The sequence below is a fragment of the Ruegeria sp. CDSC025 genome, from assembly GCF_059610805.1.
Genome location: NZ_JBXWOJ010000009.1, coordinates 1 through 23,825, shown reverse-complemented (window position 1 = coordinate 23,825; position 23,825 = coordinate 1). Strand labels below are relative to the sequence as shown.

Here is a 23,825-nt window from a genome sequence, read left to right as displayed (position 1 = left end):
GTTACGCAGCCAGCCCTTTTGAGCCGATGTCGAGGAATTTTTGACGACGATCTCTGATCAGGGCGGCGGAATCCTTGCCGTCCAGATCCTTGAGCATCGCCGTAATCGCATCCCGCACGGAGTCCACGGTCGCAGCGCGATCGCGATGTGCGCCGCCCTTGGGTTCCGAAATGATCCGGTCGCAAACGCCCAGCTTGTGCAGGTCTTGCGCAGTCAGCCGCAACGCTTCGGCTGCTTCGCGCATTTTCTCTGAATCTTTCCAAAGGATCGAGGCGCAGCCTTCGGGTGAAATGACCGAATAGACCGAATGCTCCAGCATCGCGACACGGTTTGCCGTTGCAAAAGCCACCGCACCGCCTGATCCACCTTCGCCGATGATGACCGAGACCAACGGGACGCCGATCTTCAGGCACATTTCGGTCGAGCGGGCAATCGCCTCGGACTGGCCGCGCTCTTCGGCGCCTTTGCCGGGATAGGCGCCAGCCGTGTCGATCAAGGTGATAACCGGCAGTCCAAAGCGTCCTGCCATTTCCATCAGTCGGACAGCCTTGCGATACCCTTCGGGGCGAGCCATGCCGAAATTGCGTTCGATGCGCGATTTGGTGTCGCTGCCCTTTTCGTGGCCGATCACCATAACGGGTTGATCGTTGAACCGCGCCAGACCGCCGATCACGGCCAGGTCGTCAGCAAAATTCCGATCGCCTGCCAGAGGTGTGAATTCGGTGAACAGATCTTCCACGTAGTCTTTGCAATGGGGACGTCCAGGGTGACGAGCGACCTGACATTTTCTCCATGGCGTCAGATCGGCATAGAGTTCGTCCAACAGCTTTTCAGCCTTGGCATCCAGAGCGGCGGCCTCTGCGGCCACATCCATCTCTTCATTGGCGCGCGCCAGTGCACGCAGTTCCTCGGCCTTTCCTTCGATCTCGGCCAAAGGTTTTTCGAATTCCAGATACTGGGTCATGACGCCTCTCAACGCGGAAGTTCCCTGCTATATGGCCTGACGTTGCCCCGGATGCAACTCAGCAAGATTTAAAGGGTTGGTAGGGGTGCCCGTATTCACCCTCAAAAGGGCCTTGATGACCGGTCATTGCCAGCCTGCGAACGTTCTCAAACGGGCCAAAGCACAGGGTAGAGCGACGCGACCAGCAGCCCCGCCATCACCCAGTTGAACAGCATCAGTCGGTGGGGGTTCGTGAGAATCCGCGCCATCTGCTGCCCGAGTACCGTCCATGTGCTGACCGAGGGCAAATTGATTGCGCCGAAAACAATCGCGACAATGACGATGGCGTTCAGGGAGCGATCGGGGGTGTATACGGTTGTTGCTGTCAGGGCCATGGCCCAGGCTTTTGGATTGACCCATTGGAATGCTGCGGCCTGTAAAAACGTCATCGGTGTCCCCGCAGGTGCGCCCGCTTCGGCTGGGGCCGAATGCGCGATTTTCCATGCCAGATACAGCAGATAGGCCACCGACGCCGCTTTCAACACGGTATAGCTGATCGGATAGGCATCAAACACCTGCACCAGCCCCGTTCCGACCAGAAGGACCATGACTGTAAAGCCCAACCCGATTCCGAACATATGTGGGATTGTGCGTCGAAACCCGAAATTCGCGCCCGAGGCCATCAGCATCAGGTTATTGGGTCCCGGCGTGATCGACGAGACGAAGGCAAAGGTGACGAGGGCAAAAAGCAATTCAGGGTTCATAGCGCAGATAATTGATGGAATCCGCACAAATGAAATTGCGTTTGCGCTGGTTATTGCGGTAATTCTGCAATTAATGATCAAGTTGGATGATATAAATCGCCATATATTGCGTGAGCTGACACGTGATGGGCGGATAAGCAACCTTGAATTGGCCGATCGGGTCGGGCTGTCAGCCTCGGCCTGTTTGCGCCGTGTTCAGGAATTAGAGCGCGCGGGCGTGATCTCGGGCTATCGTGCTGTATTGAACCCACCTGCGCTGGGCATCGGCTTTGTCGCCTATATCGGCGTTGGGCTGGGCGAACATACAAAGGCCGCTCAGGAAGGGTTCGAGCGTGCTTTGCAGCGCGCGCCTGAAGTGGTGGAGTGCCATAACATCACCGGCACGATCGAATACCTGTTGCGCGTGGAATGTGCAGATCTGTCGTCTTACAAAACTTTTCACACCGAAGTTCTGGGGACTTTGCCCCATGTCACGTCGATCACGTCCTATGTCGTCATGGGCTCGCCCAAGGATATGCGGGCCTGACATTGGAAAGATGATTCTGTACCGACTTGCCGGAGTTGGATTCACGTTTTACTGTCTTGCCAAAGAATTGACCAAAAATGGGGACAACCCCAACCGGTCGTATTCAGGGAGAAGACGATGAAACTTGTTCGGACCGGAGCACTGGTCGCAACTTTGGTGATGATTGCGGGTGCATCTTTTGCAGCTCCGTTAAAACTGCAACCTGCCAACCCACAGCCTAGCCCCAAGGCGGGATTGAATGTGAATTACTTTGGCACTGGCAATCAACACAAGAAGATCCGAGATCTGAGCCATGCAAAAAGCATGCTGTCTAAAGCGCAGCCCGGACAACCGTTGCGGGGCTTGGATTACAGGGACACCAGTAAGGGTCAGGACGTCATGACGTTTGACGGCGCTTACAATGTCGCCGCCGAAATTACGGGGTACATGCGGTTCGACTCTGCTGGAATCTACGAGTTGGAAACGTGGTCAAATGACGGGATAGAGGCATTCGTCGGAGGCCAGAACATTGGACAAGTCTCGGGCATTCAGGGCTGCGAGGCCAATCAGCGGACCGAAGTCGATGTGCCCAAAGCCGGGTGGTACGCGCTCAAGATCATCTATTTCCAGAAGCTCGGAACATCCTGTCTGATGATGAAATCTGGTAAAAAGGGCGAAAGGTTCACCTGGACACCCAATGATGTCTTCGGACGGTAAGAAAAAGGCGCCCGGTGAGGCGCCTTTCTACTATTAGCTATTGGCAGCGATCAATTCGGCCTGGGCCACGATCACCTCGGCCTGTTTGATCGAGGCGATATCCACCAGACGCCCCTTGTAGACCGTCGCACCTTCGCCATTGGCCTTGGCCTGCTCCATTGCGGCCAAGATCTCGCTGGCCTCTGACACGGCTTCATCGGACGGAGTAAAGACCTGGTTGGCCAGTGCGATCTGCTTGGGGTGGATTGCCCATTTGCCGACCATGCCCAAAGTGGCAGAACGTTTGGCCTGCGCGATAAAGCCTTCGTCATCGCTGAAATCGCCGAACGGTCCATCCACCGGCAGCACGCCATGGGTGCGGCAGGCGGCAACGATGGCGGCCTGCGCCCAGTGCCACGGGTCGGACCAGTGTTTTTCACCTTCGCGCAGCATGTAATAATTTTCCTGCGTGCCGCCGATGCCAGTTGTCTGCATGCCCATCGAGGCCGCAAAGTCGGCGGCCCCAAGGCTCATGGCTTGCATCCGGGGGGACGAGGCGGCGATTTCTTCGACATGGGCGAGGCCAGCTGCGGATTCGATGATGACCTCAAAGCTGATTGGTTTGGTACGGCCTTTTGCGCGTTCGATGGCGGTGACCAACGCGTCCACCGCATAGACATCCGCCGCACAACCGACCTTGGGGATCATGATCTGGTCCAGTCGATCTCCGGCCTGCTCCATCACATCTACGACATCGCGGTACCAGTAAGGCGTATCCAGTCCGTTGATTCGTACGGACATGTATTTGGAGCCCCAATCAAGGGTGCTCAGCGCCTCGATGACATTGGCACGTGCTGTATCCTTGTCAGATGGTGCAACCGAATCCTCAAGGTCAAGATTGATCACATCCGCCGCAGAGGCCGCCATCTTGGGGAACAGCTTGGTGTTCGACCCGGGGCCAAACAACTGACAACGGTTGGGGCGCGCGGGGGCGGCGGGTTGAATGCGAAAGCTCATCTGGACCTCGTGCAGGAAAGGAAATTGCGATTTTGTTGTCTTATGAGGTATTAAATTGCGCAGGTCTCCGCAAGCATGTTTGTGCATCTGCGGCAATGCAGTCGCAGCATTCGCCGCAATGCGCCGTGTCTCTGGTGATTAAAGTTTAATCGCTTTAAAAACTTGAAAGAATTTTGCGCAAGCTGAGATATTTGCGCGAAATTTTCCTGCGGGATCCAGCGATGCTGGGCGAAATCGAGAAACACTCGCCTTGCCCGTCCCATAGCCTGCGCCAGAATCAAAGGAGTGCACCGCAATGATCGAGACACCGTATCTGTTGTTTTTGGGCGATGCGCCCGACCAGCTGGCGGCCAAGGTTGCCGTTGGAATCAAGGACTGGCGTCCGGAAAACGCCGTGGGTCAATACCGGATGGAGGGCTGTAAAGCCGATCTGGGCCTGACCGACATGTCCCTGGCTAAGGCCAAAGAGGCCGGGGCCAAGACTTTGGTCATTGGCGTGGCCAATCGTGGCGGTGTGATCAGTCAGGAATGGAAAAAGGTGCTGGTCATGGCATTGGAGGAAGGTTTCGACCTGGCCTCGGGCCTGCACAACCTTTTGTGTGATGAACCCGATCTAGTCGCAGTCGCCGAAGCAACAGGCCGCAAGCTGCATGATGTGCGGGTTCCGTCGGTCGACTATCCAATCGCCAACGGCATCAAACGTAAAGGTAAGCGCTGTCTTGCCGTGGGCACCGATTGTTCGGTTGGCAAGATGTACACCGCGATGGCCATGGATGCCGAGATGCGCAAGCGTGGCATGAAGTCGACCTTCCGAGCTACTGGCCAGACTGGCATTCTGATCACCGGTGACGGTGTACCGCTGGACGCGGTGATCGCAGATTTCATGGCGGGATCGGTCGAATGGCTGACACCCGACAATGATGACGACCACTGGGATTTGATCGAAGGGCAAGGGTCACTGTTTCATGTGTCATATTCCGGCGTGACAATGGCGTTGATCCATGGCGGTCAACCGGACGCGTTGATCCTGTCCCATGAACCCACCCGCGAGCATATGCGCGGTCTGCCGACCTATAGTTTGCCATCTTTGCAGGCTCTGCGGGACACGGCGCTGGCGCTGGCCAAGGTTGCCAATCCTGAGTGTCAGGTCATCGGTGTTTCGGTCAACACGCAGCATATGAGTGAAGCAGACGCATCCGCCTATCTGGCACAGGTCGAAGCCGACATGGGGCTGCCCGCGACGGACCCGTTCCGTTTTGGTGCAGGCAAGCTGGTCGACGCGCTGGCAGCAGTATAAAGCGGTCTGGTCCCGCCGGCCCGGATCTAAATTGGAAAATCCGGGCGGCTCTGCCAGGAAAAGGTATGTTATGCAAATTGACGTCTCTCGCGATGTATTCAGGCTGGCTCAGGTCTTTACAATTTCGCGTGGGTCACGGACCGAGGCCAAGGTTCTGACCGTACGCATTTCTGACGGCCAGTATCAGGGCTGGGGCGAATGTGTGCCCTATGCGCGTTATGGTGAAACACTGGATTCGGTCGAGGCTGAAATTGCCGGATTGCCCGACAGTTTCGACCGAGTGCAACTGATGGACTTATTGCCTGCGGGCGCTGCACGGAATGCCGTAGATTGTGCGCTGTGGGATCTTGAGGCCAAGCGTGCCGGTAAACGCGTCTGGAATCTGGCTGGGCTGCCTCAGCCGGGCCCCGAAATCACGGCCTATACATTGTCATTGGACACCGCCGAGGCGATGCAGGCGCAGGCGGCTGCGAATGCACATCGCCCGCTTTTAAAGATCAAACTGGGCACGCCGGATGACATGCCCCGACTTGAAGCCGTTCGCGCAGGCGCACCGGATGCGACAATCATCGTGGACGCAAATGAAGGTTGGTCCGCCGCCGTTTACACCGATCTTGCGCCACATCTTGTGCGCCTGGGTGTGGCCTTGGTCGAGCAACCTCTGCCCGCCGGTGACGATGACGCGCTGATCGGGATGGAGCGCCCGGTTCCCGTATGCGCCGACGAATCCTGCCATGATCGTGCCAGCCTGCCCAAACTGAAGGGCAAATATGATGTGATCAACATCAAGCTCGACAAGACCGGAGGTCTGACCGAAGCGCTGGAGCTGCGCAAAGCGGCGATTGCTGAAGGCTATGACATCATGGTCGGCTGTATGGTCGGCAGCTCTTTGGCGATGGCCCCTGCGACATTGCTGGCGCAGGGTGCGATGGTAACGGACCTTGACGGACCACTTCTGTTGGCCGAAGACCGCGACAACCCGCTGACTTTTGATGATGCCGGAGTGTACCCGCCATTGGCGGCGCTCTGGGGCTAAGGAGATTGACATGACCCGCACCGTTTATGTGAATGGCGACTACCTGCCCGAAACCGAAGCCACAGTGTCGATCTTTGATCGTGGCTTCCTGATGGCCGATGCCGTGTATGAGGTGACCAGCGTTCTGGACGGCAAGCTGATCGACTTCGAAGGCCACGCGGTCCGCCTCAAGCGCTCGCTGGACGAATTACAGATGGCTGAACCCTGCGCGAAGGACGAGCTGCTGGAGATCCACCGCAAGCTGGTTGAGTTGAACGGCATTGAAGAGGGGCTGGTCTATCTTCAGGTCACGCGCGGCAGCGACGGCGACCGGGATTTTGCATTTCCTGCGACTGATACCAAACCCACACTGGTTTTGTTCACCCAAAACAAGCCGGGTCTGGCAGACAGCCCTGCTGCCCGGAAAGGTGCCAAGGTCATCTCGATCGAGGATATCCGTTGGGGCCGGCGTGACATCAAGACGACACAGCTGCTCTATCCCTCGCTGGGCAAGATGATGGCCAAGGCCGCGGGCTGTGATGATGCCTGGATGGTCGAAGGCGGCTATGTGACCGAGGGCACCAGCAACAACGCGTATTTTGTCAAAGGCAACAAGATTGTCACCCGGCCGTTGTCGAGCGACATCCTGCACGGCATCACCCGCAAGGCCGTTCTGCGAATGGCAGCCGAAGCGCAGATGGTTGTCGAAGAACGCCTGTTCACTATCGACGAGGCCAAGGAGGCTGATGAGGCGTTCACCACCTCGGCCAGTGCTTTTGTCATGCCTGTGGTTGAAATTGACGGCACAGCGCTGGGCGACGGCACGCCGGGACCCATAGCCAAACGTCTGCGCGAGATTTATCTGGACGAAAGCCGCAAGGCAGCACTCTAAAGAAATCCCATGCTGGGCGTTTGTGTGGCATGGGGTGGTCGCAACGAATTTGACAACATTTGGTGCCGCGTGCAGGTCTTGGTCGGGATGAACGGCGCAAGAGGGTGCGGCACCAAAATCTCTGAGCGCGAACAGAACACGATAGTTGGTGATCCTGCATCCTGACAGGCCGCTATGAGAATAGGCATATCCAGCCTGACAAGCGGTATTGGTATGGCCGAAACCAGGCGGCATATTACGGGCTGAGTTGCGGTTTTCAGGAGCCAACTTCACAAATGATGATGGCGAAGCCCCTACGTGTTGCTGGTGTAGCTAGGGGGCAGAGGGCCGGAGATGCCCCGTCACACGACCAATGGGCCTCAATGGCCGCTATTGGTGCCGATGAAAATGTTGGTCTATCATGTCCTCCTGTGGTCCATTTCAAATGAGTTAACTTATGGCCGATCCATACTCTGACCTCGGCGCGCAAGACACCGCCCTTCAAGAGCGGATCGCAACAGCAATGGAAGTGCGCTGTTTAGAGCCTGCGCAGATTGCAATTCGCAAAGCCTACATGGAAAACCTGAGTCTCCCCAAAGGTGCACGGGCGCTGGAGCTTGGTTCAGGAACAGGACACGTTACCCGAGATTTGTTGGAGCTTGCAGGAGCCGCAACGGCCCATGGAATTGAACCCTCGCCCGTCATGGTCGCTCGGGCCCAGAAGAGCTTTGGGGATGATGATCGACTTAGCTTCGATATCGGGGATGCCAAAAACACAGGTTTTGAAAGCGAGACCTTTGACCTTGTGTTAATGCACACGTTGTTGTGCCACGTCCCTGGACCTGAAGACGTTGTCCAAGAGGCCTTCCGCCTTTTGAAGCCCGGAAGTGTACTGGCAATTTGTGATGGCGACTACAGTACCGCAACTGCGCAGATCGCGGACTTTGATCCGCTCGATCAACTCATCAAATTCATGATCAATCAAAATGTCACTAATCTTTGGATAATGCGTCAGATTTCAGGCATCCTGGTCGATGCCGGATTTCAACTTGGGGCCCGGAAAGGTCATGGATATGTGGCAGAAGGGGAAGCGACCTATTTTCTCACCGTAATTGAACGCGGAGCGGACCGCATGGTGGAAGAGGGTCTGTTATTTTCCGAAACTGCAGAGGCTTTGAAATCAGAAGCGAAACGCAGAGTATCTGCCAAGATGTTTTTTGGCTTTATGTCCTATGTGAGCCAAATCGCAAATAAACCCAAGATCGTTTGACCGTTCTCAGTAATCGGGCAGACAGACATTGCACAGCATCCGGCCTTCTTGGTTCAAAGCGGACCCTACCAGTAACAAAAAAGGCCGCCCCAAACGGAACGGCCCTTTATTCACTGTCTCTTTACAGAGGATCAGGCGGTCAGAGCAGCCTGAGCCTGGGCGACGATCGCGCCGAACGCTTCCGGTTCGTGCACGGCCAGATCGGCCAGAACTTTACGGTCCACTTCAATACCGGCCAGGTTCAGGCCGTTGATGAAGCGGGAATATGTCAGGGCTTCGTCATGCGAACGTACAGCAGCGTTGATACGCTGGATCCACAGCGCGCGGAAGTTACGCTTGCGGTTCTTACGGTCGCGGGTTGCATATTGGTTGGCCTTGTCTACGGCCTGACGGGCAACCTTGAAGGTGCTTTTGCGGCGGCCATAGTAACCTTTGGCGGCCTTGATAACCTTCTTGTGACGGGCGTGAGTTACGGTTCCACCTTTAACGCGGGACATGTCTTAATCTCCTCTTATCGATCGTAGGGCATATAGCCCTTGACGATTTTGGCGTCGGGGGCGGACAGGGTGGTGTTGCCACGAGCATCGCGGATGAATTTCTTGGTCCGCTTGATCATGCCGTGACGTTTGCCGGCCTGGCCAGCAAGGACCTTACCGGTCGCAGTCACCTTAAAGCGCTTTTTGGCGCTCGACTTTGTCTTCATCTTAGGCATTTCCGTCTCCTTTCGGGGTTCGGTTCGAAACGCGACTCGGCATGCCATCTCGGCCGGTCACGCGATCAGAAGCGCCGTTTACGCAAGTTCGACCATACTGGCAAGGGGGTTTTGGCTGAATCTGCAATTTTAGCAGCCCAGTCAGGCACCGGGGCGACGCAGGCCGCCCCGGTGGTCTATTTAGTGACCGTATTTGCGGATCTCACCGCTTTTCAGTCTTTCACTATACGATGCCAGTTCCTGACGAACGATCTTCATCAGGAAGTAGAGCGCAAAGACGTTCACAACCGCCATCGCAAAGATCGCCGCATCCGAGAAGTCGATAACCGGGCCGAGGTTGGCCGCAGCACCGATCACCACGAAGACGCAGAAGATGATCTTGAACACCAGCTCTTTGGTGTGCCCCTCACCGAACAGATAGGTCCAGGCCTTCAGGCCATAGTAGGACCAGCTGATCATAGTCGAGAAAGCAAACAGGATCACCGCAATCGCCAGAACATAGGGGAACCAGCTGAACGCGCTGCCAAAGGCGGCAGAGGTCAGGCTGACGCCCGAGTTGCCGTCAACGGTCGCAATAGCGCTTCCTGCTTCGTTCAACATATAGTTGCCGGTCTCGGGGTCGATGATCAGCTGCTGTGTGATGATGATCACCAGCGCGGTCATGGTACAGATCACGACCGTATCGATGAACGGCTCAAGCAGCGAAACAAAGCCTTCTGTGATCGGCTCCTTTGTGCGCACCGCCGAGTGGGCAATCGCAGCAGACCCAACGCCGGCCTCGTTCGAGAACGCGGCCCGTTTGAAGCCCTGGATTAGAGCACCGACCATTCCGCCGGCCACACCAAGACCGGTAAACGCACCGGCAAAGATCTGACCAAAGGCCCAACCGATCATATCCGCATTCATGACGATGATGACCAGAGCCGCCGCGACATACATCACGCCCATAAAGGGCACAACTTTTTCAGTCACTCGCGCGATGGATTTAAGTCCACCGACGATCACCATGAACACGACAACCGCAAAGACCACACCGGTGATCCAACCCGGGTAATTCCCGACGATGCCTGCAATCTGCTGATGCGCCTGATTGGCCTGAAACATGTTGCCCCCGCCCAGCGCTCCAAGAATACAGAAGATCGAGAACACAACCGCCAGGATCTTACCTCCGGGCAGGCCAAGCTCGTCAAAACCCTTGGACATATAGTACATCGGGCCGCCCGAGACGCTGCCGTCTTCGTATTCGTTGCGATACTTTACGCCAAGTGTACATTCGGTGAATTTTGACGCCATGCCCAGAAGACCAGCCAGGATCATCCAGAAGGTCGCCCCGGGGCCACCAATGCCAACAGCAACGGCAACGCCTGCGATATTGCCAAGCCCGACCGTGCCCGACAGGGCAGTGGCCAATGCCTGAAAGTGGCTAACCTCACCAGCATCGTTGGGATCGGAATAGTCGCCTTTGACCAGACTTATCGCGTGGCCGAAAAAGCGCATCTGCACAAAAGCAAAGTACAGAGTAAAGACCGACGCCGCGATAACCAACCACATCACGATCCAGGGAAATCCTGTCCCGGGAATTGGTGCGAATATGAAGCTAACGAATGGCCCAGTGATATCAGCAAAAGCCTGATTGATCTTTTCGTCCAACCCGGGCGCCTCTTGCGCGGCGACGGGGCTGGCCATCAGGGTGGCGGCTGCCAATCCCAGTTGAGATAGTGTTTTCATTCCTGTGCCTCCCTCAATTCACGACCGTGACCGGTACATCGGCATGCATTACAAGGTTTTGCGTTGAGCTGCCGAAGATACGCTTTTTGAGGCCATCCGCGGACGAGCGTCCAACGACAATCTGTACGGCCTTGCTGTCTACCGTGATGGCATTCAGCGTTTCAGCCACATCTCCGTGGCGCACCACTCCGGTCGCGGCGAAACCCGCGGCCTTCAGGGCGTCGACGGCGGGTGCCACCACCCGTGTCGTTGCTAGTTCAATCTCCTCCTCACGCCGCATGTGCCGCTTTGCGTTTTCTTCAGGTGTCTGAAAAGTGTAGGGCGACCATTCAATGACATATGCAACCAGAAGCTCGCATGAACCAATTCTTTCAGCCAAATCTTTGGCGAAGGCGATGGCACGTTCTCCGGATTCTGTCCCGTCCAGTCCTATGACAATTTTTGTTGTCATCTCGTTCCTCCATTTATTGTTCATTTGACCGGGGCCCGTGCCCCCGGCAGGGCAGCCGGAACTTGGAGCATTTATTGTAGACTGCCCTCAAGTCAGTATCAGGAAAAATCACTAGGAAATGGTATTATTTTTGGTCTATTCTCAGTAAATTATCCCATTATGCGCCAAAATTACAGGGAATTTACCTAATGGACAGAGAATTGGACAAGATCGATCAACGCATCCTGCAGGAATTGGAAGCCAATGGCCGCCTGCCAATCGTCGAGCTTGCCATGCGGGTAAACCTGACCAACACCCCGTGCTCAGAGCGTGTAAAACGACTGGAAAGAACCGGCTATATCACCGGATACAGCGCCGTTCTGGACAAGGAGCGGTTGGGTCTCGGGCATATGACGGTTGTGCAGGTTTCCCTGGCTGCAACGTCTGAGAACTCATTGGATAAATTCAACGATGCCGTGCGCGATGTCACCGAAATCGAAAGCTGCCTGATGGTGGCGGGGTCGTTTGATTATCTGTTAACCGTTCGCACACGCGACATCGCCCATTTCCGCCAGACCCTGGGGGAAAAGATCAATAAGCTTCCGGGCATTCACCAGACCAGTTCCTTTACCGTGATGGAAATCGTCAAGGAACCGGTCGGGCAGAATGTCATACCCGCCTGATCAGCCAGGATCCGTGTTATAGATCAGCCTTTCGTCGCAAGGCGCGATCCGCAGGATATTGGTCGTGCCGGGCACGTTGAACGGAACACCAGCGGTGACAACGATCTGATCCGTGTCAGTTGCAAATCCACCAGAACGAGCAGCACGGGCGGCGCTCACGACCGCCCCTTTGAAACGCTCAAGCTCGGGCGTCATTACGCAATGGCAGCCCCAGCTCAGGCATAACCGACGAGCTGTTCCCTTTGCTGGGGTCATTGCAATGATCGGAACTCCGGGGCGTTCGCGCGCGGTCAACAGCGCAGTTGTGCCGCTTTGAGTGAAACAACAGATGGCCTTGATATCCGTTTTCTCGGCAATTTCGCGAGCGGCGGCGACGATACCATCGGCCACGGTTGTTCCCTTTGCCGTGCGCGATGCTGCGATAATCTGATCATAAGTGGGGTCGGCTTCGACCTCGATGGCGACCTTGTTCATGGTCTGCACGGCCTCGATCGGATATGAGCCAGCGGCAGATTCCGCACTCAGCATGATGGCATCCGTGCCTTCGTAGATTGCGGTTGCCACATCTGAAACCTCGGCGCGCGTGGGCATCGGGCTTTCGATCATGCTTTCCAGCATCTGTGTGGCCACAATCACCGGCTTGGCGGCGCTACGGCACCGGCGGACCAGACGTTTCTGGATCGGGGGCACCGCGGAAACCGGCAGCTCCACGCCCAGATCTCCGCGCGCAACCATAATGCCGTCAGAGGCATCGAGGATGTCGTCAAACGCTTCAACCGCAGCAGGCTTTTCAATCTTGGACAGGATCGAGGCGCGCCCATCGGCCAGTGCCCGAGCCTCAAAAACATCCTTGGCCCGCTGAACGAAACTCAGCGCCAACCAATCCACACCCAGCTGGCAGACGAATTCCAGATCACCACGATCCTTGGCGGACAACGCGGCCAAGGGCAGCACGACATCCGGCACGTTCACGCCCTTTCGGTTCGAAATTGTCCCGCCGACCTCGACGGTACAATTCGCATGATCCTGGCCGCAATCCTGTACGATCAGGCGAATTTTGCCATCATTGACCAAGAGGCGCGCACCGGGTTCCAGCGCAGCAAAAATCTCGGGATGGGGCAGGCATACGCGGCCTGCGTCGCCCGGGGCCGGATCCAGATCCAACCGAAACACGGCACCCTCGATCAGCTCTTCCGCATCATTGGCAAATACGCCGACACGCAGCTTTGGCCCCTGCAGATCTGCAAGAATGGCGATAGGGCTGTCCAGATCCTTTTCGACCTGACGGATGATCCGGTGCCGCTCGCGGATTTCGTCATGGCTGCCATGGCTCATGTTCAGGCGAAATACGTCGGCTCCGGCTTCGTGCAATGCGCGAATGGTGTCATAGTCATTGGACGCCGGCCCCAGCGTCGCCACGATTTTCACATTTCTCAGGCGTCGCATTGAACTTGTTCTCCTCAAATCATGTCCTGAATTTGCGCGAATGTTACCGCAAACATCGACTCTGCCCGCTTATTGCGCAATTCCCTTTCCGAAGCAACTGTCCTAAACCTGCCGGAAACAACATGACAGGCTTATGACGTATTCTCCGTTTTTTATCCATGGCGCGGATCGCCCTTCCCGCTGGCTGATCACATGTGACCACGCGACCAATACTGTTCCACCGGGAATCAATGGTGGGGATCTTGGCTTGCCGCGTGAGGATATGGAGCGCCACATTGCCTATGACGTGGGCGCCTATGAAGTATCGAAACATCTGGGTGAAATTCTGAACGCGCCTGTGATCGCGGCGAATTTCTCGCGCCTTGTGATCGATCCGAACCGAGGCGAGGACGACCCGACTCTTGTGATGAAACTGTATGATGGGTCAATCATTCCCGGCAACCGTAACGCCGATGCGGATGAGCGCGAGCGGCGTCTGAACATGTGTTACCGCCCTTACCATAGGGCATTGGCTGAGCTGGCCGCACTGCCCCATGCGGTGATCGTGTCGATGCATTCCTTCACCCGGCAGTTGCGTGGACGCGAACCGCGTCCCTGGCATGTCGGTGTGCTGCACACTCCGGATGAGCGTTTTTCGCGCCCACTGATCCACCTGTTGCAGGCTGAAAAGGACCTATGTGTTGGCGTCAATGAACCCTATACTGGCGTTCTGCCGGGCGATGCGATCGACAAGCATTGCACTGCCTTTGGCCGCCCTAATGCGTTAATCGAACTGCGCAATGACCTGATCGCCGACCACGCGGGGCAGCGCGCATGGGCCGAACGTCTGGGAATTGTCCTGGAAGACGCCCTTTCGCAAAGCGAATTGTGACTTTTGGTGGCTGAGAGCCTGCGCACCATTGAGCGACCACGCCCGAAACCCCATATATCAGGCGAAAGGAGGCGATCATGACGCAAGAGCTTTTGACATCTGTTTTCGGCTGGATGGCGGTGATCAACCTTGCTGTGTTACTATTTTCGACCCTGATGGTCGTGCTGATGCAGGATTGGGCGGCTGGCATCCATAGTCGGATGTTCCAAATGGACCGCGCGGATGTGAAACGTGCGTATTTCAGGTATCTGGCCAATTACAAAATTCTGGTGCTTATCTTTTTCATCGTGCCCTGGCTGGCGTTGAAACTGGCCTAGCGCACTGAGGTGTTGCTGATGATTGAAACGGCCCGCTTTGGTTGTTAGGTCATCTTGAACATATTGGGCAAGCATCCGGAGCGAGAACATGGACCAGAAAACTGAAACCGAACTTCAGGCCGCCGCATTCCGCAGGTTGCAGCAGCACCTGATGGAAGACAGGACCGATGTTCAGAACATCGACATGATGAACCTGGCCGGATTTTGCCGCAACTGCCTGTCGCGCTGGTATCAGGAAGCGGCCAATGAACAGGGCATTGAGATGGACAAGGACGAAGCCCGCCAGATCTTTTACGGGATGACCATGAGCGAATGGAAAGCCAAGTATCAGACCGAAGCCAGTCCTGAAAAGCAGGCGGCTTTTGAAGTCTCATTCGAAGAAAATGTCGGCAAAAAGAGCTGAACGTGAAAATAGAAAGGCCCACCATTCCGGCGGGCCTTTTCTCAGTGAGGCGGCTGTCAACAAAGGTTTCACGGCGTCCGCTACATTCGCTTCTTACAGTTGTTCCGATCCGAAAGCGACGGGCGCGGCGAATTGCGCAAATGCCCGACTTTACCTCAGCGCTCCTAAGATTTTGCCTTTAAGGCCTGCGCCCGACATTTACGCTTTCTCCGAATTAAGGGATGGTTCTTCTGCTGACTTTCAGTGCAAGAAAGGATGTCTTTGCTCTTACTGACGGGTATGAAACGTGTTGAAACTGATCAAGAATGCGCGGCTCTATACGCCTGAGCCTGTTGGTTTAGGCCATATTCTCACCGCGGGTGAACGCATTATTTACCTCGGTAGCACTCAACCCGAACTGCCGGATCCGCTTCAGGCTGAAGTCGTTGACGTCGAAGGTGCATCGGTTGTTCCGGGTTTGATCGACGGACATGCGCATATCACGGGTGGTGGCGGTGAAACCGGGCCAGCCAGCCGGGTGCCGCCGATGGTCCTGTCCTCGTTCACCCGTGCCGGGGTCACCTCGGTTGTCGGGGTATTGGGTACGGACGATCTGACCCGCAACACGCAGACGTTGGTGCAGCAGGCCTATGGGCTGCGGGAGGAGGGGCTTTCGGCTTGGTGTCACACTGGTGGCTATCACGTCCCTCTGACCACCCTGACCGGTTCCGCCCGGGGTGATATAGTATTCCTTGATCCGGTTATCGGCGTCGGCGAACTGGCGATCAGTGATCACCGGTCAAGCCAACCGACAATGGACGAGTTTCTGCGGATCGCAAGTGAGGCGCATGTCGCGGGCCTGATGACCGGCAAGGCAGGGATCGTGCATTGCCATATGGGCGACGGCGACAGGGGCCTTTCGATGTTGGAACAGGCAATCGAGACCTGCGAAATCCCCGCACGCGTCTTCAACCCGACCCATGTCAATCGCAACAAACCCCTCTTTGAACAGGCTGTCGCGTTGGCGCGGCACGGATGTTACATCGACGCGACCGCATTCCCCTGCGAACACATCGAGCCGGGCATTTCAGCCGCCGAGGCCTATATCCAATTCCGCGATCAAGGTGGCCGCGCGGACCGGTTCACCATCAGCTCTGACGGGGGTGGCTGCCTGCCGGCCTTTGACCGTGAGGGCAATCTGACACGGTTTGGTGTGGGGTTGTCCGACACTCTGCCTGAAACACTGCGCGACCTGACCGATAAAGGAATGCCCCTGTCTGATGCGCTGGCCCCGCTAACGTCAAATGTCGCCGATCTGCTCAAGCTGCACCGAAAAGGCCGTTTGAACGTAGGTATGGACGCCGATCTGGTGGTTCTTGACGAAAACACCGCTGTGCGGCATGTGATGGCCCGGGGGGAATGGCATGTCCGCGATGGCCAGATAGCCCGGCGCGGCATGTATGAACAGATTTGAACGTCCGCGCGGTCCCCGGTGGCTGCCCGCTATAGCTCCGGAAGGTAGTTAAGATATGTGCCCTGCACCCATTGATGCAGAGACCCCGCGCGGGTTCATCATCCCGATCGGCGGTGGCGAAGACCGCGTCAAGGAAATGCAGATTCACCGCAAATTCGTGGAGCTGTCCGGCGGCGGCGATGCCGATATTGTCGTGATCCCGACAGCCTCGATGCTGGAAGAAACAGGGCCGGATTATAACCGCATTTTCTCTGAGCTTGGAGCGGGTCAGGTTGAGTTCCTGCCCATCTCGCGTCGCGCCGATTGCGACAATCCCGACTATGCCGAGATGTTGGACCGCGCCACCGGGATATTCATGACCGGCGGGAACCAGCTGCGCTTGTCGGCGATTCTGGGTGGCACGCTTGTTGCTCAGAAAATCCGGCGCCGGAATGCGGCGGGGATACCGATTGCGGGAACCTCAGCCGGGGCGTCGGTCATGTCCGAGCATATGGTTGCAGGCGGCAGCAGCAATTCCGCCCCAGCCGAAGGCAATATCACTCTGGCCCCGGGCATGGGTTTGACCAATGCAGTCATCATTGACCAGCATTTCACGCAGCGTAACCGCCTGGGGCGCCTGTTAACCGCCTCATCTTTCAACCCTTTCCTGATCGGGTTGGGCGTTGACGAAGACACGGCGGCCTTCATTGGGCCCGATAACGTCCTTGAGGTAGTGGGCAGCGGAACGGTCACTGTGGTGGATGCCAGCCATCTGACGCATTCATCGATGTGGGATGCCCGCCGCGGAGAGGCGTTGAGCCTTCTGGGACTTCGGCTTGACGTTCTGGGCGAAGGGTGCCGTTATGATCTGACGGCTCGCCAGGCGTTTCCGCCGGATGAGCATATGGCGTTCTGTACATTGCCGGACCTGTCCGGGGACGAGGGCGCCGGCGGGGGAAAATAAAAACTAACCAACAGGGTGCCTCATGAAAATAATTTCGACCAACGTCTTTGTCGGCCCGAATGTTTGGGCAAGTTTTCCGGTTATTCGCCACGTTATCGATCTGGGTATTCTGGAAGAATGGCCTTCGGCAAAAATTGGTTCGGAATTTATCGACGCTCTGGTCGCGGCACTTCCCGGTTTGGCAGAACATGGCTGTTCCTATCGCGAACCCGGCGGGTTCATCCGCCGCCTGCGCGAAGATGAGGGCACATGGCTGGGTCATGTGCTGGAACATTGCGCTATCGAGGTTCAAAACGTAGCCGGTACGGATGTGACTTTTGGCCGAACGCGCGGCACTGGCGAACCCGGCCAGTACAACATGGTCTATGAATACCGCCAGCGCGATGTCGGACTGGATGCGGGCAAGCTGGCGATGCGTCTGCTAATGCATCTGTTGCCACACTCCCTCAAGGACCAGGTGGATTACGATTTTGATCCGGATTTCAACTGGGATGATGAGTTACGCAGCTTTGTGCTGCGGGCGCAGCGCAAAGAATTTGGCCCCTCGACCGGCTCGTTGGTCAAGGCGGCACAAGAGCGGGACATTCCGTGGATCAGGCTGAACTCTGGCTCGCTGGTGCAGTTCGGACACGGGAAGTATCAGAAACGCATCCAGGCTACCATCACTTCTGAGACCAAACATATCTCGGTCGAGATTTCCTGCGACAAGGAAGATACCCACAATCTGCTGAACGATCTGGGCCTGCCGGTACCACAGCAGCGCATGGTCTATTCGGCACGCGAGGCGGCAAAAGCAGCTGGGCGTATCGGGTTTCCTGTCGTCGTCAAGCCGCTTGACGCCAATCATGGACGCGGTGTTTCGATCAATCTGAATTCGGAGTCCGAGGTCGAGGCCGGTTTTGCCGAAGCCAAGGAACATTCTCGCAGCAGGGCCATTCTGGTGGAAAGCTTCATCACCGGTTTTGACCACCGAATGTTGGTTGTGAACAACAAACTGGTTGCGGTGGCCAAGCGTGTCCCCGGACATGTCGTTGGAGACGGCACACACACGATTGCCGAACTGGTTGACATCGTGAACCAGGATCCACGCCGTGGCATCGGGCACGAGAAAGTGCTGACAATGCTGGAAATCGACAATCAGGCCAAACGCTTGATGGAGAATGCGCGCGTGACCGAAGAAACCGTGCTGCCGGAAGGCGAGATATTCTATCTCCGTTCAACGGCAAATCTTTCGACGGGGGGGACAGCGATTGATCTGACGGATGTGGTGCATCCTGACAATCGTGACATGGCCGAACGCGCCATAATGGCGGTTGGATTGGATGTGGGAGGTGTGGATTTTCTGATCGACGACATCACCAAATCCTACAAGGATATTGGCGGAGCTATCGTCGAGGTGAACGCCGCCCCGGGCTTTCGGATGCACGTGGCGCCGTCCGAAGGTCAGCCCCGCGACGTGGCGGGCAGGGTGATCGACATGTTGTTCCCAGCCACCGAAGAAACCCGCATCCCGATTGCGGCGATCACAGGCACCAACGGCAAGACGACGACCTCGCGGATGCTGGGGCATATTATGAAAACCAGCAGCAAGACCGTTGGCATGACCTCGACCGATGGCGTCTATGTGGACGGTAAACTAAGCGTCAAGGGCGACATGACGGGACCGAAATCCGCACAGATCGTCCTGCGTGATCCGGCGGTCGATTTTGCGGTGATGGAAACCGCACGCGGCGGGCTTGTGCGGTCCGGTCTGGGCTATCAGCGGTCGAACGTGGCGGCGTGTCTGAATGTCTCGGCCGATCATCTGGGTCTCGGCGGCATAAACACGGTCGAGGAGCTGGCCGTTGTCAAGCGCGTGGTGGTTGAAAGCGCTGTGGATACTGCAGTGCTGAATGCCGATGACATCAACTGTCTGAAAATGGCCGACTACGCTCAAGCGGATCAGATTTTCTATGTCACGACCAATCCAGCGCACAGTCTGGTCAAGGAACATATCAAGGCCGGCGGCAAGGCTATCGTGCTTGAAAAAGGCATGAATGGTGACATGCTGACCATCTATGACAACGGGCTTCATATCCCGGTTCTGTGGTCGCATCTGATCCCCGCGACGTTGGAAGGCAAGGCAATTTTCAACGTCCAGAATGCGATGTTCGCCGCCGCGATGGCCTATAGTTTCGGCGTGGACCTAGATAATATCCGTCATGGGCTGCGCACCTTCGACACCAGCTATTTTCAGGCACCTGGACGGATGAATGTCTATGACGAACATCCCTTCAAGGTGATCCTCGATTATGGCCATAACCCCGCCGCGCTGAAAGCGATGGCGGCGCTGGCCGATCAGTTAGAGATCAAGGGCCGCAGGCTGTGCGTGGTAGCGATGCCTGGCGACCGGCGCGACGAAGATATTGTCGATGGGGCCGCCGCCCTGGCCGGACATTTTGATCATTTCATCTGCAAGGCAGATGACCGCCGTCGCGGACGCGGGCATGACGAGGTGCCGCAGATGATGCGTCAAACCCTGATCGACAACGGCGTGGATGCCGCAGCCATCACGGTCATCCCCGACGAGGTTGAAGCGGTCAGTGCCGCGTTGGTGCAGGCCGGACAGGGCGATCTGTTGGTGATCTTTGGTGATGACACAACGCGCTGCTGGAAACAGATCATCTATTTCAATTCTGATGGCGAAGAACCCGAGGTCGCACCTGTGGCAGCCCCCGCCGAAACCTCGTTCGAAGATATGTTCGAAGGCGACCAGAACCTGATCCGGGATGAGCGTGGCGTGCGTCTGGCCCGTGAAATCAGCGAAGACGCGGATTGAGCGGAGGCACCGGAATGGACCGGATCGAAGAGCTTGAGACCGCGCTGACAATAGAAAGCGCGACCGTTGACCATATTCAGGTGGATGACGCCCGGCGTCTGACCGGGCCGGGCCTGCTATGGAACCGACCGGGCGCGGTGATGGATGTTTTCTTCACTGATATCGACGCGACGCAGATCACCGACTTGTGGGAGAAGCATGCGCGCCGGGTTCTGGACGCATTGGGCTGGCAGGGACAGGGTCTGATCCACCGTACCTTTACGGGCGGCGTCAATCTGGCGATCTCGACACCGATGGATCAGCTCTATTCCGGGATATTCGCAGCGCAAACCGCCTGGCATTTCTGTGCTGCAGAACTGCTGGCATCCGAGCCCGGAGATTTCGATCAGATGGTTGCGGATGTCAAAGGCGTCATGGAAATGGAAGCCAATCCTGCGCTGATCGCCTTGATCGCAGCGGCTGAGGCGCATGGCGTGGATATCCTTTGCGATGATGACGAGGTGTCGATCGGGCATGGCACAGGCAGTCAGACTTGGCCTGTTGATGGGCTGCCCACCCCGGGTGAGGTGGACTGGTCTGCGCTGCATGATATCCCGGTCGCGTTCATCACTGGAACCAACGGCAAGACCACTACGACCCGGCTGCTTGAGGCTATCGCGCGCGCTTCGGGCAAGGTCGCCGGGCTAACCTCGACCGAGTTTGTCCGCGTGGGCGATGATATACTGGACCGTGGCGATTACTCGGGCCCCGGCGGCGGGCGGATGTTGCTGCGCGATAAAAGGCTGGAGGTTGCCTGCCTTGAAGTCGCCCGTGGGGGCATCCTGCGCCGGGGTCTGCCGACCCGCGCTGCCACGGCGGCGGCTGTCACCAATGTGGCCAACGACCATCTGGGCCAATACGGGGTCAACACGGTGCCGGAACTGGCCCAGGCCAAATTTGCCGTACATCGAACATTGGCCGAAGGGGGCGTGCTGGTCCTGAATGCCGATGATGACTTTGTCCGTGCCGAGGCGGAGAGTACCTCGGCGAATATCTGGTGGTTTTCGCTGGACGCGCAGAACGACCTGATCCGCCAGGCGCGCGATGCAGACAGGTGCTGCGCCTATGTGCGGCAGGGTGATATCGTGTTTTTCGACGGTGCGGCGGAACAGGTGGTGATTGCAGTTTCCGATGTTCCCCTGACCATGGGCGGCGCTGCGAAATACAATATCCTGAACGCGCTAGCGGCCTTGTGCCTGGCTTTGGCGCTGGACTTGCCCGTTCAGGCGGCTCGGGATGGATTGGCCGGGTTCAAACCAGACGCCAAGGATAATCCAGGCCGTTGCAACGAGTTCCGATACAACGGGGCACGGGTCTTTGTGGATTTTGCACATAACCCGCATTCGATTTCCGCCGTTTGCGATGCGCTGTCGAGCTTGCCAGCAAAACGGCGTTTCATCATGCTCAGCCATGCGGGGGACAGATCGGATCAGGATATCCGGGACGTAACCGCGACAGCGCTGAATTTCCAACCCGACGTGGTCGTCGCAACCGAGCTGGAAGGATATCTAAGAGGCCGCGATTCGGGGGAAATTTCTGATCTGATCGAAAGGACTGCGTTGGAACATGGGTATGGTGCAGAACAAATACTCAGAGCCGCTTCGCCCACACAAGCCGCATCAATGATACTTGAAAAGCTACAACCGGATGATATCGCTTTGTTGCTGGTTCTGTCCGATCGTGACGCTGTTCTCGCTATGCTCGACGGGTAAGAACAGAGGCGCGTGTCGGGATCACAGAGAGGGCGTGTTAGGAAATGAGTTTTTGGGCGGTCGGCAGTCCACATCCGACGCCCTCACCCAGTGTCAATACGGCCCTGTCGGACCTTCGTCCCTATCGTATATCCGCCTCATCCTCGGATTTTTTGTTTTGCGCATTGCATCATACCGTCCCGCAATTCGAGGCCGAGTAAGCTGGTGCGACGCCGTTCAAAGGGCATTGAGCCTCTGAGCATTGGCCGTCGGGGCAGGTATGATACCTGCCCTCAACTTGCTCGTGGCTGCCGAAACGGGCTCTAGCTGCCGGCAGAGACGCGCGACGAACCCTGCGGGATCACCTCGTATCCAGGCTCTTCTGGTTCGTCATCCGCCATTTCCGCAGGGAAGCCGGGGGCAAGGATGGAAAGACCGGTGGCGTCCTCTAACCGGCGGATAATGTTGGGCGATAGCTCGCGATCGCCATAGCGTGCAATGCCGTCGTCAAAAATCTGGCAAATCAAGGGTGAGACTTCCAGCGGCACATTGTTTCGTTCGGCAATACTCTGGAACAGGCCCACATCTTTTTTCACCAGATCCATGGTGAATGAGATATCGCGCGAACCGTTCAGGATTACCTGGCTTTCGGTAACATGGGAAAAGCTGTTACCGGACGAAATTTTGATCGCCTCGTAGGCTGTGTTCAGGTCCATACCTGCAGCCTTCGCCGTCACCAACGCTTCGGCATTGGCGACCAGATGGACGGTGGCCAGATAATTTGTAAGTACCTTGAGCATCGAGGCGCTGCCAAGCTCACCGGTATGCAGGATACGTCGTCCCATGGTCTTCAGCAACGGCAGAACTCGCTCGAACGTTGAGCGGTCACAGCCCGCAAAGATCGAGATATTACCAGTGTCGGCGCGGTGGCAACCGCCAGATACCGGGCAATCGACTGCGGCACCACCGGCGGCGATGACGATACCGCCAAGGCGTTCGGCTTCAGCTTGATCAGTGGTAGACATCTCCAGCCAGATCTTGCCTTCTTTCACCTCTGGCAGCATCTCCTGCATGACAGCGTCCGAGGCGGCAGGCGAGGGTAGGCAGGTGATGACGACATCGCAATCACGCATCAGTGTTGCGGCATTTTCCGCCAACTTGGCACCCTTGGCCGCCGCCGCTTCCATCAAGTCGCGGTTTAGATCAAGAACCGTCAGGTCGATTCCGTTCCGCAAAAGGCTGCCTGAAAGCTTTCCGCCGACATTACCAAGTCCAATGAACCCTACTTTCATCTTCTATTCCTTCCGAGTGTACGAAAAATCCAAACAAACAGATCCGCTAGGTGAGCGGTCGATAAGCGATTCCCGAGAACAAGGTGCCACCGACCCCTTTGTCTGATGAACGACGTTGGAACCTGCAATAACGCCAGGACCGGCCGCGTTTGCCACAAAGTCGAAGCCAAGCGCCGGATTGGCCACGAATGCGGCAATCCTGACTTTCGTCGATGAGACGTCTGGTTTGATCAAGTCCAGATTTCCTGTTCGGATTTGAGACAATTCAAAAACTTGTATCGCGACCTGAGCTGCAAGTGAAAATGATAAAACAGGCTATCTACCACAAAAACTATTTGTCGCTAGATTAGATCAAACCCAATACCCATAGTTGGTTATGCAGCTTCGAGGCTGCGGCCCGGCATTTGAACGTTTCGCATATCGATGTCGACCTGTTCAAAGCTTGGCTGCGTGGACAGTTAGCCACGGCTTAGGTTCTGGACCTATTAATTTGGTTGCCGTCATCCCGCCTGCGTGATTCATACCCGTGAGTTTCAGGGGTATAACATGAGCAATCTATTCTGGTTGACTGACGAGCAGATGGCGCGGCTTCAGCCTTACTTTCCAAAGAGCCATGGTAAG

At 56.7% G+C, this 23,825-nt stretch carries 23 protein-coding genes; 14 read left to right on the top strand and 9 right to left on the bottom strand.

Annotated elements, in window-relative coordinates:
* Position 1: 1 nt before the first annotated feature.
* Positions 2-964 (bottom strand): acetyl-CoA carboxylase carboxyltransferase subunit alpha, encoded by a 963-nt coding sequence (locus AC2FH8_RS13530; RefSeq protein ID WP_142637885.1) that lies wholly within the window; start codon positions 962-964, stop codon positions 2-4.
* A 146-nt stretch (positions 965-1,110) separates the two neighbouring features.
* On the bottom strand, positions 1,111-1,707 hold the full coding sequence (locus tag AC2FH8_RS13525; protein ID WP_281995537.1) for a LysE family translocator: 597 nt from the start codon (positions 1,705-1,707) through the stop codon (positions 1,111-1,113).
* Between the two features lie 73 nt (positions 1,708-1,780).
* Here AC2FH8_RS13525 and AC2FH8_RS13520 point away from each other — a divergent pair, with 73 nt between their 5' ends.
* Positions 1,781-2,233, top strand: coding sequence for an Lrp/AsnC family transcriptional regulator (locus AC2FH8_RS13520; protein ID WP_281973130.1), 453 nt, complete (start codon positions 1,781-1,783; stop codon positions 2,231-2,233).
* Between the two features lie 117 nt (positions 2,234-2,350).
* Entirely contained in the window at positions 2,351-2,929 is a 579-nt protein-coding gene (locus AC2FH8_RS13515) for a PA14 domain-containing protein (protein ID WP_142637891.1), read from the top strand.
* Positions 2,930-2,962: 33 nt separating this feature from the next.
* Here the strand turns inward: AC2FH8_RS13515 and AC2FH8_RS13510 are convergent, their stop codons facing one another.
* The gene (locus AC2FH8_RS13510; protein WP_282027703.1) at positions 2,963-3,925 is read right to left on the bottom strand and encodes an L-malyl-CoA/beta-methylmalyl-CoA lyase; all 963 of its coding nucleotides are present in this window, start codon (positions 3,923-3,925) and stop codon (positions 2,963-2,965) included.
* A 295-nt stretch (positions 3,926-4,220) separates the two neighbouring features.
* On the opposite strand from AC2FH8_RS13510, the gene dgcN reads away from it, so the two are divergent.
* The 4 genes from dgcN to AC2FH8_RS13490 all read left to right on the top strand — a co-directional run bounded on the left by dgcN (position 4,221) and on the right by AC2FH8_RS13490 (position 8,378).
* Positions 4,221-5,222 (top strand): N-acetyltransferase DgcN, encoded by a 1,002-nt coding sequence (dgcN, locus tag AC2FH8_RS13505; RefSeq protein ID WP_271950080.1) that lies wholly within the window; start codon positions 4,221-4,223, stop codon positions 5,220-5,222.
* Between the two features lie 70 nt (positions 5,223-5,292).
* A complete protein-coding gene (dgcA, locus tag AC2FH8_RS13500) occupies positions 5,293-6,258 on the top strand; it encodes an N-acetyl-D-Glu racemase DgcA (RefSeq protein WP_496689979.1) in 966 nt (321 codons plus the stop codon).
* Between the two features lie 10 nt (positions 6,259-6,268).
* Positions 6,269-7,129, top strand: coding sequence for a D-amino-acid transaminase (locus tag AC2FH8_RS13495; RefSeq protein ID WP_496689978.1), 861 nt, complete (start codon positions 6,269-6,271; stop codon positions 7,127-7,129).
* Between the two features lie 502 nt (positions 7,130-7,631).
* The gene (locus AC2FH8_RS13490) at positions 7,632-8,378 is read left to right on the top strand and encodes a class I SAM-dependent methyltransferase (RefSeq protein ID WP_281995540.1); all 747 of its coding nucleotides are present in this window, start codon (positions 7,632-7,634) and stop codon (positions 8,376-8,378) included.
* 131 nt (positions 8,379-8,509) lie between these two features.
* On the opposite strand, the gene rplT is transcribed toward AC2FH8_RS13490, so the two are convergent.
* From rplT to AC2FH8_RS13470, 4 genes are all read right to left on the bottom strand, one after another.
* Positions 8,510-8,875: a 50S ribosomal protein L20 gene (gene rplT, locus AC2FH8_RS13485; RefSeq protein WP_142637903.1), complete on the bottom strand. Its 366-nt coding sequence runs from the start codon at positions 8,873-8,875 to the stop codon at positions 8,510-8,512.
* Between the two features lie 14 nt (positions 8,876-8,889).
* The gene (rpmI, locus tag AC2FH8_RS13480) at positions 8,890-9,090 is read right to left on the bottom strand and encodes a 50S ribosomal protein L35 (protein WP_010443552.1); all 201 of its coding nucleotides are present in this window, start codon (positions 9,088-9,090) and stop codon (positions 8,890-8,892) included.
* 180 nt (positions 9,091-9,270) lie between these two features.
* Positions 9,271-10,818, bottom strand: a complete 1,548-nt coding sequence (locus AC2FH8_RS13475) for an alanine/glycine:cation symporter family protein (protein WP_271950089.1) — start codon at positions 10,816-10,818, stop codon at positions 9,271-9,273.
* 13 nt (positions 10,819-10,831) lie between these two features.
* A complete protein-coding gene (locus tag AC2FH8_RS13470; RefSeq protein WP_142637907.1) occupies positions 10,832-11,269 on the bottom strand; it encodes a universal stress protein in 438 nt (145 codons plus the stop codon).
* A gap of 188 nt (positions 11,270-11,457) precedes the next feature.
* On the opposite strand from AC2FH8_RS13470, the gene AC2FH8_RS13465 reads away from it, so the two are divergent.
* On the top strand, positions 11,458-11,931 hold the full coding sequence (locus AC2FH8_RS13465; protein ID WP_271950091.1) for an Lrp/AsnC family transcriptional regulator: 474 nt from the start codon (positions 11,458-11,460) through the stop codon (positions 11,929-11,931).
* On the opposite strand, the gene pyk is transcribed toward AC2FH8_RS13465, so the two are convergent.
* Positions 11,932-13,377 carry a pyruvate kinase gene (gene pyk / locus AC2FH8_RS13460; RefSeq protein WP_142637911.1) on the bottom strand — a complete coding sequence of 482 codons (1,446 nt, stop codon included), beginning with the start codon at positions 13,375-13,377 and terminating at the stop codon, positions 11,932-11,934. It abuts the gene before it with no gap.
* A gap of 133 nt (positions 13,378-13,510) precedes the next feature.
* Between pyk and AC2FH8_RS13455 the strand changes: the two genes are divergently transcribed.
* The 7 genes from AC2FH8_RS13455 (at position 13,511) to AC2FH8_RS13425 (ending at position 21,933) form a co-directional block, all read left to right on the top strand.
* Entirely contained in the window at positions 13,511-14,248 is a 738-nt protein-coding gene (locus AC2FH8_RS13455) for an N-formylglutamate amidohydrolase (RefSeq protein ID WP_496689977.1), read from the top strand.
* Positions 14,249-14,325: 77 nt separating this feature from the next.
* Complete coding sequence (locus AC2FH8_RS13450; RefSeq protein WP_496689976.1) at positions 14,326-14,565, top strand: DUF6868 family protein; 240 nt, start codon at positions 14,326-14,328, stop codon at positions 14,563-14,565.
* 88 nt (positions 14,566-14,653) lie between these two features.
* Positions 14,654-14,968, top strand: coding sequence for a DUF1244 domain-containing protein (locus AC2FH8_RS13445; protein WP_142637917.1), 315 nt, complete (start codon positions 14,654-14,656; stop codon positions 14,966-14,968).
* A gap of 286 nt (positions 14,969-15,254) precedes the next feature.
* Positions 15,255-16,421, top strand: a complete 1,167-nt coding sequence (gene iadA / locus AC2FH8_RS13440) for a beta-aspartyl-peptidase (protein ID WP_496689975.1) — start codon at positions 15,255-15,257, stop codon at positions 16,419-16,421.
* 55 nt (positions 16,422-16,476) lie between these two features.
* Complete coding sequence (locus AC2FH8_RS13435; RefSeq protein ID WP_142637921.1) at positions 16,477-17,364, top strand: cyanophycinase; 888 nt, start codon at positions 16,477-16,479, stop codon at positions 17,362-17,364.
* 22 nt (positions 17,365-17,386) lie between these two features.
* Positions 17,387-20,182, top strand: coding sequence for a cyanophycin synthetase (cphA, locus tag AC2FH8_RS13430; protein WP_496689974.1), 2,796 nt, complete (start codon positions 17,387-17,389; stop codon positions 20,180-20,182).
* A 14-nt stretch (positions 20,183-20,196) separates the two neighbouring features.
* Positions 20,197-21,933 carry a Mur ligase family protein gene (locus AC2FH8_RS13425; RefSeq protein WP_496689973.1) on the top strand — a complete coding sequence of 579 codons (1,737 nt, stop codon included), beginning with the start codon at positions 20,197-20,199 and terminating at the stop codon, positions 21,931-21,933.
* 302 nt (positions 21,934-22,235) lie between these two features.
* On the opposite strand, the gene AC2FH8_RS13420 is transcribed toward AC2FH8_RS13425, so the two are convergent.
* A complete protein-coding gene (locus AC2FH8_RS13420; protein ID WP_496689972.1) occupies positions 22,236-23,204 on the bottom strand; it encodes an NAD(P)-dependent oxidoreductase in 969 nt (322 codons plus the stop codon).
* Between the last annotated feature and the right edge of the window lie 621 nt (positions 23,205-23,825).

Excerpts from the sequence above, each read along its gene's own strand:
- AC2FH8_RS13520 (WP_281973130.1), top strand. The coding sequence starts at position 1,781 with ATGATCAAGTTGGATGATATAAATCGCCATATATTGCGTGAGCTGACA.
- AC2FH8_RS13465 (WP_271950091.1), top strand. The coding sequence starts at position 11,458 with ATGGACAGAGAATTGGACAAGATCGATCAACGCATCCTGCAGGAATTG.
- pyk (WP_142637911.1), bottom strand. The coding sequence starts at position 13,377 with ATGCGACGCCTGAGAAATGTGAAAATCGTGGCGACGCTGGGGCCGGCG.
- AC2FH8_RS13530 (WP_142637885.1), bottom strand. The coding sequence starts at position 964 with ATGACCCAGTATCTGGAATTCGAAAAACCTTTGGCCGAGATCGAAGGA.
- AC2FH8_RS13515 (WP_142637891.1), top strand. The coding sequence starts at position 2,351 with ATGAAACTTGTTCGGACCGGAGCACTGGTCGCAACTTTGGTGATGATT.
- AC2FH8_RS13425 (WP_496689973.1), top strand. The coding sequence starts at position 20,197 with ATGGACCGGATCGAAGAGCTTGAGACCGCGCTGACAATAGAAAGCGCG.
- dgcA (WP_496689979.1), top strand. The coding sequence starts at position 5,293 with ATGCAAATTGACGTCTCTCGCGATGTATTCAGGCTGGCTCAGGTCTTT.
- AC2FH8_RS13470 (WP_142637907.1), bottom strand. The coding sequence starts at position 11,269 with ATGACAACAAAAATTGTCATAGGACTGGACGGGACAGAATCCGGAGAA.
- AC2FH8_RS13495 (WP_496689978.1), top strand. The coding sequence starts at position 6,269 with ATGACCCGCACCGTTTATGTGAATGGCGACTACCTGCCCGAAACCGAA.
- AC2FH8_RS13435 (WP_142637921.1), top strand. The coding sequence starts at position 16,477 with ATGTGCCCTGCACCCATTGATGCAGAGACCCCGCGCGGGTTCATCATC.
- cphA (WP_496689974.1), top strand. The coding sequence starts at position 17,387 with ATGAAAATAATTTCGACCAACGTCTTTGTCGGCCCGAATGTTTGGGCA.
- rpmI (WP_010443552.1), bottom strand. The coding sequence starts at position 9,090 with ATGCCTAAGATGAAGACAAAGTCGAGCGCCAAAAAGCGCTTTAAGGTG.
- AC2FH8_RS13420 (WP_496689972.1), bottom strand. The coding sequence starts at position 23,204 with ATGAAAGTAGGGTTCATTGGACTTGGTAATGTCGGCGGAAAGCTTTCA.
- dgcN (WP_271950080.1), top strand. The coding sequence starts at position 4,221 with ATGATCGAGACACCGTATCTGTTGTTTTTGGGCGATGCGCCCGACCAG.
- AC2FH8_RS13455 (WP_496689977.1), top strand. The coding sequence starts at position 13,511 with ATGACGTATTCTCCGTTTTTTATCCATGGCGCGGATCGCCCTTCCCGC.
- rplT (WP_142637903.1), bottom strand. The coding sequence starts at position 8,875 with ATGTCCCGCGTTAAAGGTGGAACCGTAACTCACGCCCGTCACAAGAAG.
- AC2FH8_RS13510 (WP_282027703.1), bottom strand. The coding sequence starts at position 3,925 with ATGAGCTTTCGCATTCAACCCGCCGCCCCCGCGCGCCCCAACCGTTGT.
- AC2FH8_RS13525 (WP_281995537.1), bottom strand. The coding sequence starts at position 1,707 with ATGAACCCTGAATTGCTTTTTGCCCTCGTCACCTTTGCCTTCGTCTCG.
- AC2FH8_RS13450 (WP_496689976.1), top strand. The coding sequence starts at position 14,326 with ATGACGCAAGAGCTTTTGACATCTGTTTTCGGCTGGATGGCGGTGATC.
- AC2FH8_RS13490 (WP_281995540.1), top strand. The coding sequence starts at position 7,632 with ATGGAAGTGCGCTGTTTAGAGCCTGCGCAGATTGCAATTCGCAAAGCC.
- AC2FH8_RS13475 (WP_271950089.1), bottom strand. The coding sequence starts at position 10,818 with ATGAAAACACTATCTCAACTGGGATTGGCAGCCGCCACCCTGATGGCC.
- AC2FH8_RS13445 (WP_142637917.1), top strand. The coding sequence starts at position 14,654 with ATGGACCAGAAAACTGAAACCGAACTTCAGGCCGCCGCATTCCGCAGG.